We start from the raw sequence: 12,720 nt of genomic DNA on the forward strand, positions 1-12,720 counted from the left end.
TGCGCTAGTGTAGTCACGTGACTACGAAAGCGGCAAGCAAGTCGTTGACCGAGGCGGGCCCGGTCGGACGTGACGAGGTGATAGCGGCGGTGTTGACCAGCGCTGCCGACCTGTTCGCCGAGCGCGGCCCGGCGGCTACGAGCATCCGCGACATCGCCGAGCGCGCGGGGGTCAACCACGGGCTGGTCTTCCGGCACTTCGGTGCCAAGGACAAACTGGTGGCCGCGGTGCTCAACCACCTGGGATCCGAACTGATGTCGCTCGATGCCGACCAGCCGCTGACCGCGGCGGACCCGCGCTGGCAGCGCCACTGGATCGTGTTGGTGCGCTGCATCCTCGACGGCTTCGACGTCGGCTCGCTGCAGGAGCAATTTCCCGTCATGTCGCTACTGCTCGACCAGGCGCGACACCATCATCCCGATGAGCGGTCGGCCGCGCTGGCGGCCGCGAATGTCGCTGCGCTCGAACTCGGTTGGCGATTGTTCGGATCGTTCCTGCGCGCGTCCACCGGCTTGGGCGACGTATCCGAGGCCGAGTTGCAGCCGTTCATCGACAGCGAGGCCATCCGGATGCTGCGCGGCGAGCGCGCATGACGGACCGCAATCGGCAGTTCTCGTCTGTGCTGGGACGACGGGCCTTCCGGGGCGCGGCGGCTGCCGCTGCGACCGCGGCGTTGTCTCCCGGTTTCGCCCGCGCCGAGGACGGGCCACGCCCAAACACCCTGTGCCTGGTCAGTGAGGATTGCGGTGCGCAGCATCTGGGATCCCATGGCGGCATCGCGCGTACGCCGACACTGGACAGGCTTGCGGCAGAAGGCATCCGGTGGAGCAACTGTTTCTCCGCGGCGCCGTGGCCTGGCCAGTTCAGTCAGCGCCGTATGCGGCTAGTAGGGTGCGCTAGGTGCGGCCTTCTCGAGGTGTATCGGGACGCCGGGAATGGTTGGTGATCCGCGGCTTTGGTCGCGCAGCAGGGTTCAGCATGCGGACCGGGATCCTCCACCCCCTACACCCAGATCTCACCGATGGGCGTGAGTTGCGCCGGCGCCGGGGCCGGTGTCGGCGGCCGGGTGCGCGAGAACCGGGGCGCGGGTGCAGGTTGCAGCATGCCGTCGACCTCGATGAGCGAGCCGCGGGCTCGCAGGTGTTCGTCCTGCGCGGCCTCGGTCCAGGTCCGGATGGGGGTGACGCAAGCGTCGACGCCGTCGAAGAGCTCGGTCCATTCCGCCTGGGTCCTGGCGGCGAACTTCTCGGTGAAGACCTTGCGCAGCACATCCTGTCCGGCCGGATCCATTTGGTGCGGAAGTGATTCGGAGTCCAGATCGAGCACGCGCAGCAGTTCGGCGTAGAACTGCGGCTCGTACGCACCGACCGCCACGAACTTGCCATCGGCCGTCTGATACGTGTCGTACCAGGCCATTCCGGTATCGAGCATGTTGGTGCCGCGCTCGTCGGACCAACGGCCGCCCTGGTGCAGGGCCCAGATCGAGTGCGCCAGTGTCAGCACGCCGTCCACCATGGCCGCGTCCACGACCTGCCCCTGCCCCGAGCGTTCCCGCTCGTAGAGCGCGGTAATGATGCCAAGCACCAGGAAGACCGACCCGCCGCCGTAGTCACCGAGCAGATTGATGGGTGGAAGTGGCCGTTCGCCCTTGCGCCCGATGCCGTTGAGCGCGCCGGTGAGCCCGATGTAGTTGATGTCGTGCCCGGCCCGATCGGCGCGTGGCCCGTCCTGACCCCATCCGGTCATGCGGCCGTAGATCAGCCGCGGATTGCGTTCCAGGGCCTGCTCGGGTCCGAGCCCGAGCCGTTCCATCACGCCTGGCCGGTAGCCCTCGATCACCACGTCGGCCCGGTCGATCAGGTCCCGGACCGCGGCAATGTCATCGGGGTCCTTGAAGTTCGCCTGCACGATGGTCCGCCCGCGCAGTTGTGCCCGCATGGGCCCGACCGCGGTCCCGTCGCCGGGCCGCTGCACCCGCACCACGTCCGCGCCCAGATCGGCCAGCATCATGCCCGCGTGCGGTCCGGGCCCGATGCTCGCCAACTCGACGGCACGCACACCCGCCAATGGTCCCTTGGTCACATTTACCCGCAATCCCCTGAGATTCCTACGAATACGAAGAAAGTAGAACACGTTCTACATGGGTGCGTCACCTGCCCTCTCTGGAATTTCTCCTGCAGCACACCGACATTGAAACCGTCGAAAATGCAGCGGACCAGCACGATCCAATGACGCTGCCAGCGCGGATCCCAAGCCGACAGCGGATGGTCGAAATCCTGGGCCGCCGACTCGGTGCCCAGATAGTTCAGCACCGCCGACACCAGCACTGCCGACGGGATGCGTTGACGTGCATCAGTTCGTCGAGGTTAGTGATGGAATCGGCGTAGCGGGCGTCGTCGATGCCGTTGACAGCGACTGTCCGGCGAACTTGTGCCGTCCCGCTCAGCGAGACAGAGTCAGAACCGAAGATCTCTCGGCAACCCCTTCCGAAGCTGAGGAACGACACCGACGACGAACTTTGCCACCGCCCAGGGGATCTCGGCCGCCGCACCGAGGGGTGCCCGACGACATCGCGGCACGGCCGCTGTAATACCGGTCGCCCGTCAACATTGACGACAACGGGGCTGGTGCCTCTGGCGCAAGCCCCGGGCCGCGTCGGGGTGGTGGGACTCGAGGCCAGCCCAATGGGCTGTTCGCAGCTGTGGGAGAAGAACCTTCGGGATCATCCACCAGAAGCCCGACGGTGGAGATCGCCGACGCCCTCAACAGCATAAGCACGCACGGTGACGGCATCACACCGCTGATCCGCGGGAGAACCTGGTCGGTGCGACCACCTAGCTGTCCCGGTGAGCGAAACGGTCACGTGATCTGTACTCGTAGCCGCTAGCGTCCGGCCCCATGAAGCGCTCCATCGCCGTCCTGGCCGCCGGACTCACCGTCGGCCTCGCCGCTCCGCTCCCGCTCGCCCTCGCCGACAGCGGATCCGCCTCCGGATCGGGCACGGGATCCCTGTCGGGCTCCGGCGGCAGCAAGGCCGACCTTCCGCCGTACAGCCAGTGGATCAGTGACGTCACCACCGTCGCCAACGCCGCCCAGGCCTACCTGACCACCGCGCTGCCGGGCGCCACCAAGCCCGCCATCGTCCTCGACATCGACAACACCTCGCTGGAGACCAGCTACCACGCCGCCCCCATCACCCCGGCCATCCCGCCGATGCTGGCGCTGGCCAAATGGGCGAAAAGCCAAGGCGCGTCGATCATCTTCGTGACCGCCCGCCCCTCGGTGATGAACATCTACAGCCAGATCAACCTGACCTCGGTCGGCTACCCGGTCGACGGCCTCTACGGTGGTGGCCTCACCACCGGCTCCGCGGGCGCGGGCGCGCTCGCCGACTACAAGACCGCCACCCGCGCCTCGATCGAGGCCCAGGGCTACACCATCGTCGCCAATATCGGCAACAGCGCCTCGGACCTGTCCGGCGGCCACGCCCTGCAGACCTTCAAGCTGCCCGACTACAACGGCGCGCTGAACTGATCCGACACCCGGACCTCGATCGAGCCTCAGAAGAAACGACGGCCCTTACGCCGGCCCAGCGCGCTTCCCAAATCGCCGAACGGTAAGCGCAGGTCCGAGCTCGCCGCCCCGGGCCAGATCGACCCGCCTGTCCCCTTTTCGACCGCTGGTCACGGGGTCTGGTCTTGTGGACCGACGGCTGCGTTCCCAGATGTGCCTATCTGATGCAGCAATCGTCCGCCCCACCGGTTGACGCCGCACCCATTTCCGCCCCACCAACGGGCATGCCTTCCGAAGGAATCGAGTAGTTGCCCATGACAACACCCAATTTTGATCGTCGAGAGTTCCTCCGCGTAGCGACGATCGCATCAGGTGCTGCCACAATCGCCGCTGTGTCGGTGCCGTCGCAAGCCCGAGCGGACGACTCTGCTTCACCGGACGGTAAAGGCGACCCTCGGGCGGTCTTTCAGCACGGGGTCGCGTCCGGCGACCCGCTGCCCGACGGCATCGTGCTGTGGACCCGCGTCACCCCAAGCGACGATGCACAGCCGGGATCGGGACTCGGTCGCCCTGCGGCCGTGCAATGGGAAATCGACACCAGCGCCGAATTCCGGTCCCCGATCCAAAAGGGGGTAGCCCACACTGGGCCCGAACGGGACCACACGGTTCAGGTCGATGTGCGCGGACTCGAACCTGGCAAGCGATACTTCTACCGCTTCCGCCTGGGCTCAACTTCGTCCCTGGTCGGGAGGACCAAGACTGCACCACACACGTCCGCGGCACTGCCTGGGCTCAGGTTCGGTGTGGTCTCGTGCGCAAACTACGAGTTCGGCTACTTCGGTGCATATCGGCACCTGGCCAAGCGCGACGATCTCGACGCAATCCTTCACCTCGGCGATTACATCTACGAGTTCGCGTCCAAGGTCAACACCTCAGACGCGAAGCTTGTGGTCCGGCCGCATGCCCCCGCCAACGAATGCCACACGCTCGCGGATTACCGAACTCGCTACGGCCAGTACCACTCCGATCCCGACCTGCAGGCTCTGCATGCTTCCGCGCCACTGATCGCTACCTGGGACGATCATGAGATTGCGGGAAATGATTGGTCAGGCGGTTCCGAGGATCACGATCCCGCCACCGACGGACCTTGGGAAACCCGAGTAGCCGCCGCGAAGCAGGCGTACTTCGAGTGGATCCCGATCCGCACGAGTTTCGCCGGTACGACCCGACGTCGGCTGATCTTCGGCCAGCTGGCCGAGCTGAACATGCTCGACCTACGCAGTTTCCGTTCCAAGCAGGTCACCGCAGACCAACTGGATCTCATCAATGACCCCTCGCGCACCATCACCGGCCGGGCCCAGATGGATTGGCTCAAAGCCAATTTGGCCGAGAAGACAGCGACGTGGAACTTCATCGGAAGCTCCGTTATGGCTATGCCTTGGAAGGTCCCGAACGGAAAGCCCACGCCCGGAGTCAACACCGACCAATGGGACGGATACGGTGCCGATCAGCACGAGTTGTTCAGCTACCTGCAGGATCGGGATCGCCGCAACACAGTCTTCCTGAGTGGCGACATCCATTCGTCCTGGGCCGGCACGATCACATCCTCGGGTGACAGTCTCCCCATCGCAACTCAACTCGTAGTCCCTGCGGTCACGTCAAATGCGCTCGGGGCCTTTATTCCTCAATCGCAGGCCTTCCTCAGTGGGATCCTCAAGCTCAACCCGGCGATCAAGTGGGGTGAGATCGTGTCCAACGGATGCGGACTCCTCGACATCACGCCGAGCCGGGTACAAATGGACTGGTATCGCGTCGACAAGACTGTCGCCAATTCGGGTGCCACCTGGATGAACTCGATGACTGTCGACGCCACCACACTGAACCTCGGGAACATAGCTACCCCGATTTAGGCTTCCAGGGAGCGAGACGGTTTGTCGTCAGGCAGCAACGGTGGTAGTTGGCCCATCGTGCCCTCAGGCCGGCTGGTCGGGTGCAGTTCCTGATCGATCGCCTGTGGACCATGGCGGTATTTGCTGGAGGCGAGCGGGGTCCGCGCGCACGGTCACGTTGTCCGCCAGGAAGGGCGAACCACATACCCCACACGCGATGAGTCCGGCCTCGTAGACGCTGCGAGAGAGCCTGATCTTGCGGTGACAGTCACACTCGGCGACCACGCCGTTGTTGTTGGACTTCAGCCCGCCCCGGCGCTCCGGCTCTCGCCGACGATAGGCCACGTGTCCACACGTGGGTTTTCGAGTCCGACCGTGTCCGCCGGGTCCTTTCCGGAAACCCGCTGATCTGCGGCGATGACCTGCCGACTATCGGCAGGTCATCGCCTTGGGCCGGTCTGCTTGGTCAGACTGTTTTTACACACCAGCGGTCGGCGGTTCGACCCCGTCTGCGCCCACGTCTGAACAAACAGGTCATGACCTGTTTTTCATGGGGCAAGTTTTGAGCTTGCCCCACGTCATGGGGCAAACGTGGGGCAGTGGCCGTTAGCCGAGTACTAGCCGGACGAGTGCCCATTGGCTGTCGCCCGAACTTGCGTATCGCTGTGTGGTCCGGATTGATGCATGACCCAGTAGCTTCCGGACTTGTTGAAGTGGGATTCCTGCGCGACCGAGGCGGTCGGCGTAGGTGTGCCGAAGATCGTGGGGGCGAACCTTCCCGAGCCGACGCTTTTCGTCTCCACCCCCGACTCACGCAACCCGGGTGGCTGCGTCGAAGCGCTTCTTGAAGTTGTCTTGGTCGAAAGGGCGGCCGTCGACATGTGCCAGCAGCAGGCCGCTGCGCACCTTTCGGCCGTCGTCGACGAACGGGACGGGGGGAGGCGTCGCCGAGGCCGTCTCGCTTGATTGCAGCGGCAAGTTCGGTCGTCAGCGATTCGCCGATGGGGATCACACGCCGCTCGAAGTCCTTGGGAGGCTTCAGCCGTCGGCCGGCCTTGTCCCACGCCCACTCGACACTGAGCGCTCGGCGCCTGAGATCGATGTGCTCCTTATGCAGTCCCTGAACCTCGCCCAGTTGCATGCCGGTGCCCAGGGGGACGTCGACGATCAGCCTGTCCGAGTCGTCGAGAGGTGCTCGGAGCGCGAGGATTTCATCGTCCTCGAGATGGCGCTCAGGCGATGGTCCAGCCTTCGGCAACACGATTCCCGCGCAGGGGTTTTCCTTGCGGGATCATGCACCAGAACGGTACCGGCGTGCCTGATGCGGTGCTGCGCATGCCGCAGATGGGCTCCGGCAGTTCCAGTGGATCATCCAGCGGCGGCGGCCAATAACCTTCGCCTGAGCCCGTAGTCGAGCCCGGAAGGCACTCCGTACGGAGCCGCCTTCCGGGCTCGTCGAAAGCCGTTATCTTGCACAATATTTGAGTTGGACCCGCTGGACCGCGGTCGGATCGACCGGTGTGGCCAGCGGGGCCAACGTGGTGCCGGCGGGGCGGCTCAAGCCTGGGCCGACACCAGCCTTTGGGTGAATTTGCATGATTCGAAACCGCTTCGGATGCGCCCCTACTCGCATCATTATGGCTACACCCCCACCCGCGAAACTGACCCCCGACCCACTGCTGGTGGGCTGAACGAGCCCGAAATCGGCAGCGATGCCTGGGATTTGACCGCTGGCGCGGGGTCCGGCGCCGGCGCGCCGATCCGACCGACGATGACGCGCCGGCATCACGCTCAAAGACGTGATCGCGCGGCTGCTTCCTGATAGCGGGCGAGCAACTCCGGGGACGGATCCGCAACAAACGTACGGACTTCGGCCCGTGCCCACACGGGCGGCTGCGGAGCCGACGACAGCACCCAGGCGGCTTGGCGGGCAGCCCCGGCGGCCACGTATTCGCCGATCGCCGGAACATCGACGGGAACTCCGAACACCGCCGGTGCTATCGCGCAAACCGCTGCCGAACGGGCACCGCCACCGACCAGAGTGATTCGATCGATCGGCACGGAACCGCGCCGCACATGCTCGGCGGCAGCGGCGGTCAGGCACAACAGTGACTCCACCGCCGCCCGGGCGATATTCTCCCGGGTCATCGACTCGACGGTCATGCCGTACAGGCAGCCGGTCGCGTGGGGAAGATTCGGTGTCCGTTCGCCTTGCAGGTAGGGCACCTGAATCAACCCCGCAGCGCCGGATGGAGCCGCGAGAGCGAGCGCCGACAACTCGTCGAGATCGACTCCGAGGACCGCGGCTGTCGTATCGAGGATCCTGGTGGCGTTGAGGGTGCAGACCAACGGAAGAAATCCACCCGTCGCGTCGGCGAAGCCCGCCACCGCGCCGGATGGGTCGCGGACCGGCGCGGCCGCGGGAGCGGCGATCACGCCCGAGGTGCCCAGCGAGAGCATCACCTCGCCGGTCCGCAGCCCCAGGCCGAGCGCCGCGCCGGCGTTATCGCCACACCCGGGCCCGACCACCATCTCCGGTCGGCCCAGCGCGGGGTCGCAGGTGCCCGTGGGCGCCGCGGGGTCGGAAACCGTCGGCAACACGATCTCGCGTGCGTGAGCTTCGCTGCACCGCAATGCCATTGCCAGCAGGTCGCGCCGGTAGGCGCCCGCCACCGGATCGAAGTAGCCGGTTCCGGACGCTTCGCTCCGATCGGTGACGAGGTCGTCCAGCGACCGGGCACCGCGCAACCGCCAGCTGAGCCAATCGTGCGGCAACGCGATCGCGGCAATGCGGGCGGCCGCCGCGGGCTCGTGGTCTGCGAGCCAACGCAGTTTCGTGATCGTCAGCGACGCCACCGGGGCGGAACCGACCGCGTCGGTCCAGCGTCGAATACCTGTGGCGTGATCGCCGCCACCCATTTCGTCAACCAGGTCGCGTGCGGCTCCGGCGGAGCGGGTGTCGTTCCAGAGCAGCGCCGGACGGATGACCGCGCCGCGGGCGTCCAGGCAGATCAGTCCGTGCTGTTGCCCGCCGACCGAAATCGCGGTTACGTCGTCGAGGCCGCCGGCGTCCCGGATTGCCGATTGCAGTGCCTGCCACCAGTATTCGGGATCGATCTCGGTTCCGGGCGGGTGCGGGGCGGAACCGGAGCGGAGAAGTCTGCCGCTGTCGGCGTCGCAGATGGCGATCTTGCAGGATTGGGTCGAGGAATCGACCCCGGCTACCAATGTCATCGCGTCATCCGATCAAATGCTCGACGGCGAGCTGCTGCAGGCGCACGAAGCCATAGTCGCGCAGGGCGGCCGTATCGGGGTTGAAAGAGGGATCATTCCCTGCCGCGAACGCCATGATGGATTCGCCGTCGCCCAGCGTCGGCTGGGCGAGATCGAAGACGCCGGCACCGGTCATGGCCTCCTGCACGCGCGCATCGGCCCGGAATGCCCGGGCCTTCTCGGCCAGCATCAAGTATGTCGACATGTTCGCGCGCGCGGATTCCCAGACGCCGGGCATGTGTTCCGTTCGCGAAGGTTTGTAGTCGAAGTGCCGGGCCCCGGTGTATCGAGGGCCGTCCGGGTAGCCCGGGAAACCATTCTCGAGCAGGTCGACCGTGAAGAATGCCGACATCAGGTCGCCGTGGCCGAAGACCAGGTCCTGATCGTATTTCGCGCCGCGCTGGCCATTGAGGTCGATATGGAACAACTTGCCGGACCACAACGCCTGCGCGATCGCGTGGGTGTAGTTGAGCCCCGCCATCTGCTCATGACCGGTCTCCGGATTGACGCCCACGATCTCGGCATGGTCGAGCTCCGCGATCAGCGCGAGGGCATGTCCGACGGTTGGCAGCAGAATGTCTCCGCGTGGTTCGTTGGGTTTGGGCTCCAGCGCGATACGCAGGTCGTACTCCTGCGCCTTGATGTACGCGGCGACTGTGTCGATGCCTTCCTTGTACCGTTCGAGCGCGGCGTAGACGTCCTTGGACCCGTCGTATTCACTGCCTTCACGTCCGCCCCACATGACGAAGGTGCCGGCATCGACTTGTCCGGCCAGATCGACCGCATTCAGGATCTTCCGCAAGGCGAAGCGACGGACCGCCCGGTCATTGGCGCACAGCCCACCGTCTTTGAACACCGGGTGGGTGAAGGTGTTGGTGGTGACCATTTCGATTCGCAAGCCCGCACGATCGGCCGCGTCCTTCAGTCGGCCGACCCGCCGCCGCTGAACGTCCTCATCGGCGCCGAACGGGTAGATGTCGTTGTCGTGGAAGCTGATTGCCGAGGCGCCGAGCTGGGCCAGCCCGTCGACGTAGTCCCACGGAGCGAGGGTCGGACGGGTCGCGGCTCCGAACGGGTCGGCACCGTTCCAGCCTACGGTCCACAGGCCGAACGAGAAGTTGTCCTCCGGGGAGGGGTGGCGGGGCATCGCGTTATCCCTTCATTTGATTTGCCGCAGAAACTGGTCTGGTCGACGATTACATTTCGCTCGGTGAATCAGCGATCGCGGTCCGACCCACAGGTGCGAGGGTGAAGGAATGGAAATCGATCGTATCCGTTCCTCGATACCGGAAGTACAGAGCCATCCTGGGATTAAGCGCATCGATGCGGGCCTCTGCACAGCTCACATCGGGGCCAACCGGGACTGTCGCGATGGGAGGACCGGCGAGCGAGTCGCTGACCTCGACCCTGCCTCGGCCCGATCCGCGAGTTTCCAGTGTCAGCGTGGTCGGCTCGGATATGTCGAAGTACTTGAAGCCGGCAACCGCGCCGTCTCTCATATCGGCGATGAATTGATCGCCGTCGCCTTCGCGATCGCAGCCCGTCTGGGTGAGGAACGGCTCGCGCCACAAGCGACTGAACCGACTCCTGCGAAATGGCATCGGCTTCGCGCCGTCACGACCCCGCAGGACACAGGCGATGTGTGACCGATAGGTTCCGGCACCCGGGAGTGGCCCACCGTGTAGACCTCCGCTGGACATTTCCACCTGCGTGAAGCGTCCGTCGGGTCCGAGTTCGATCGGCTCGGCGCAGCCCTGCCTGCTTACCTGGCACCGATTGGTGTGCCGATGGTAGAAGACATACCAGCGCCCATCGATCTGTGCGAGGCCACCGTGGTTGTTCGCGGTGTAGTTCACCGCATCGCGGCGAGTTCGGCCCTCGAAACCGATGTCGCCATTGCTGACCAGCGTGCCCTCGAAACTGAAGCCGCCGTCCGGGGAATCGCTGGTGGCGTAACAGAGTTCGTCACCGCTTATCGACGAGTAGACGAAGTAGTAGCGGTCGTCGATCTTTCGGATCGATGCCGCTTCGTAGAATTCGTGGCCCTCGAACCCTGAACCCGCACTATGTCCCGCTCTCGGGATGATGAGCCGAGGGCCTGTCTTCACAGTGCGCATGTCGGGCTCGAGCTCGAACACATATGCGCCATCCTGAAGCAGGCCGTGCAGCATGGCAGGACGTCGTAGTCTCCTCGCCACAGGTGCGAAACCGATGTAGAGGAAGACCCTGCCATCGTCGTCGACCAGGACCGCGGGATCGAACGGGAAGACGTCGCCGCTCGACGCACCGAGGAGACCACCGGCGGCCGATCGCAGGTGGGTGAAGAACTCGAAAGGCCCTGCGGGACAATCACTCACCGCGATCGACACACGAGGATGATTGCTCAGGCAATAGAATAGATAGTAGCGGCCATCGCCACCCTGTACGACATCGGGTGCCCACAGCTCACGCCGTCCCCGCTTATTGGCGGGATCCTGCGTCTTGCTGTAAACCACACCGTGGCATGTCCATTGCGATAGATTCGCCAGTGGTGTGGACCATCCCACGTAATCATTCTGGCAGTACTCGGTTCCACCAAATCTGTCGTGCGAACCGTACACAAAGAGCCGGTCCCCGAACACCCGGGGCTCAGCGTCCGGAATGTATTCCCAGCTAGGGAGATACGGGTTGAACACCTGGTCGCTCATGACCCATCCCAACGATCGATGATCCAATTTCTGCGTTGCCACTGAGTCCTGCGAGCCCAGGCGCCGTGGCGGCAAATCCGATGCGGAGCGCGCGATTTCGCCGGCCGCTCGTGCTCCACTGCCTGTCAGCGGGGGAGGGACTGCGAAGGGCCGCTTCGGACCAGACGCTGGAAGAACGCGCCCGCTCCTCGGCGGCTGCCCGTGCAGGTCCGATCAGCTGCGGGCCGGGGAAGTCTGGTTGACCAGCGACAGCGTGGTACAGGTCCACTCCTTCTGGACCTTCCACTTCCCGTATTCAGCCACGACCGGAACCACCACCGCGTTCGGCGCTCCGCCGTTGATCGTCCCGTGGGCGTCAGCGTTCGATCGCGTCCGCCGACTCCCCTGTCCGGGGGAGCCGGTCGGCGTGCGTGGCCAGCGCATCGTCGGCAATCCGCCACAGCTGCTCGACCTGGGAGCGGAACTGGTCCTGGCTGTGGCCGGGTAGTGCGAAGACGATCTCGTCCTGGCGCGCGATGCCCGCGATGGCGGCCCGAGCGACCTCCTCCGGCTCGATCGCCATCGGGATGACCCCGGTTCCGAAGGGCTCGGCGGCACGCTTGCCGAAGGAGTCCGGCCGGCTGCGCTGGGAGTCCATGATCCGGGTAGCCGCCTGCCCTGGGCAAAGGGTCGTGACGCCGATGCCATCGACGGCCAACTCGGTGCGGAGTCCCAGGGAAAGGCCGAGAATGGCGTGCTTTGTCGCGCTGTACACGGCCGTGTGGCCCGTATCGGGCAGGAAGGCGTGCGTGGACGACGTGTTCATGATGTGTCGCCACCCCTTTGCGCGGCGCATAGCTGGAAGGAAGGCATGCAGACAGTTCAATGTGCCCTCCACATTCACCGACGACAGCCATCGCCAATCACCGATTGTGGAGTCCGCGACCGCGCCGAACAGGAGTACTCCCGCGTTGTTGCACAACAGCTCCACGGACCCGAACTCCGCGTAGGCGGCCTCCGCCAGCGCCGCGACCGACACCGGATCGGACACGTCCACCCCAACACCGATGGCGCGCGCCCCCTGCGAGCGGAGCTCGGCAGCGGACCACTGTGCGCCGGCCTCGTCGATGTCAGCGAGGACGACCGCCATGCCGCAGGAGGCCAGTCCGGACGCGAGCGCCGCCCCGATTCCGCTTGCGGCACCGGTGACTACCGCAGTACGACCTGCGAAAGGCTCTGATTCGGACATGAAACTCCTGTGCGTTGCTCATTGTCGTGGAAGCCAACAGACTGACTGCTAAGTCAGTGAGCGTAGCGGCGAGTGCCGATCATGTCGAGGGGATGGTGCAAGTCCGGGTCGAGACGTGTCGATAGTGGTC

Annotated in this window: 8 protein-coding genes and 1 pseudogene; 3 read left to right on the forward strand and 6 right to left on the reverse strand. The window is 65.2% G+C overall.

What is annotated here, in order from left to right:
• Nucleotides 1–17: 17 nt before the first annotated feature.
• A complete protein-coding gene (locus ACYVKL_RS30640) occupies nucleotides 18–593 on the forward strand; it encodes a TetR/AcrR family transcriptional regulator (RefSeq protein ID WP_379173265.1) in 576 nt (191 codons plus the stop codon).
• 409 nt (nucleotides 594–1,002) lie between these two features.
• Here ACYVKL_RS30640 and ACYVKL_RS30645 read toward each other — a convergent pair whose 3' ends face one another.
• Nucleotides 1,003–2,082 (reverse strand): CaiB/BaiF CoA transferase family protein, encoded by a 1,080-nt coding sequence (locus tag ACYVKL_RS30645; protein WP_379173267.1) that lies wholly within the window; start codon nucleotides 2,080–2,082, stop codon nucleotides 1,003–1,005.
• 816 nt (nucleotides 2,083–2,898) lie between these two features.
• On the opposite strand from ACYVKL_RS30645, the gene ACYVKL_RS30650 reads away from it, so the two are divergent.
• Nucleotides 2,899–3,534 (forward strand): HAD family acid phosphatase, encoded by a 636-nt coding sequence (locus tag ACYVKL_RS30650; RefSeq protein WP_379173269.1) that lies wholly within the window; start codon nucleotides 2,899–2,901, stop codon nucleotides 3,532–3,534.
• A 293-nt stretch (nucleotides 3,535–3,827) separates the two neighbouring features.
• A complete protein-coding gene (locus tag ACYVKL_RS30655) occupies nucleotides 3,828–5,423 on the forward strand; it encodes an alkaline phosphatase D family protein (protein ID WP_379173271.1) in 1,596 nt (531 codons plus the stop codon).
• 585 nt (nucleotides 5,424–6,008) lie between these two features.
• Here ACYVKL_RS30655 and ACYVKL_RS30660 read toward each other — a convergent pair.
• From ACYVKL_RS30660 to ACYVKL_RS30680, 5 genes and pseudogenes are all read right to left on the reverse strand, one after another.
• Nucleotides 6,009–6,170: pseudogene (locus tag ACYVKL_RS30660) on the reverse strand (tyrosine-type recombinase/integrase); the annotation flags it as partial.
• A gap of 1,023 nt (nucleotides 6,171–7,193) precedes the next feature.
• A complete protein-coding gene (locus tag ACYVKL_RS30665) occupies nucleotides 7,194–8,636 on the reverse strand; it encodes an FGGY family carbohydrate kinase (protein WP_379173273.1) in 1,443 nt (480 codons plus the stop codon).
• A gap of 4 nt (nucleotides 8,637–8,640) precedes the next feature.
• A complete protein-coding gene (xylA, locus tag ACYVKL_RS30670; protein ID WP_379173275.1) occupies nucleotides 8,641–9,822 on the reverse strand; it encodes a xylose isomerase in 1,182 nt (393 codons plus the stop codon).
• Nucleotides 9,823–9,871: 49 nt separating this feature from the next.
• On the reverse strand, nucleotides 9,872–11,362 hold the full coding sequence (locus tag ACYVKL_RS30675; protein ID WP_379173277.1) for a family 43 glycosylhydrolase: 1,491 nt from the start codon (nucleotides 11,360–11,362) through the stop codon (nucleotides 9,872–9,874).
• 355 nt (nucleotides 11,363–11,717) lie between these two features.
• Nucleotides 11,718–12,590, reverse strand: coding sequence for an SDR family NAD(P)-dependent oxidoreductase (locus ACYVKL_RS30680; RefSeq protein ID WP_379173280.1), 873 nt, complete (start codon nucleotides 12,588–12,590; stop codon nucleotides 11,718–11,720).
• Between the last annotated feature and the right edge of the window lie 130 nt (nucleotides 12,591–12,720).

The organism is Nocardia tengchongensis (assembly GCF_054781395.1).

Bases quoted from the DNA above. Each gene is read 5' to 3' on its own strand.
- ACYVKL_RS30650 (WP_379173269.1), top strand. From the start codon at position 2,899: ATGAAGCGCTCCATCGCCGTCCTGGCCGCCGGACTCACCGTCGGCCTC.
- ACYVKL_RS30655 (WP_379173271.1), top strand. From the start codon at position 3,828: ATGACAACACCCAATTTTGATCGTCGAGAGTTCCTCCGCGTAGCGACG.
- ACYVKL_RS30665 (WP_379173273.1), bottom strand. From the start codon at position 8,636: ATGACATTGGTAGCCGGGGTCGATTCCTCGACCCAATCCTGCAAGATC.
- xylA (WP_379173275.1), bottom strand. From the start codon at position 9,822: ATGCCCCGCCACCCCTCCCCGGAGGACAACTTCTCGTTCGGCCTGTGG.
- ACYVKL_RS30675 (WP_379173277.1), bottom strand. From the start codon at position 11,362: ATGAGCGACCAGGTGTTCAACCCGTATCTCCCTAGCTGGGAATACATT.
- ACYVKL_RS30680 (WP_379173280.1), bottom strand. From the start codon at position 12,590: ATGTCCGAATCAGAGCCTTTCGCAGGTCGTACTGCGGTAGTCACCGGT.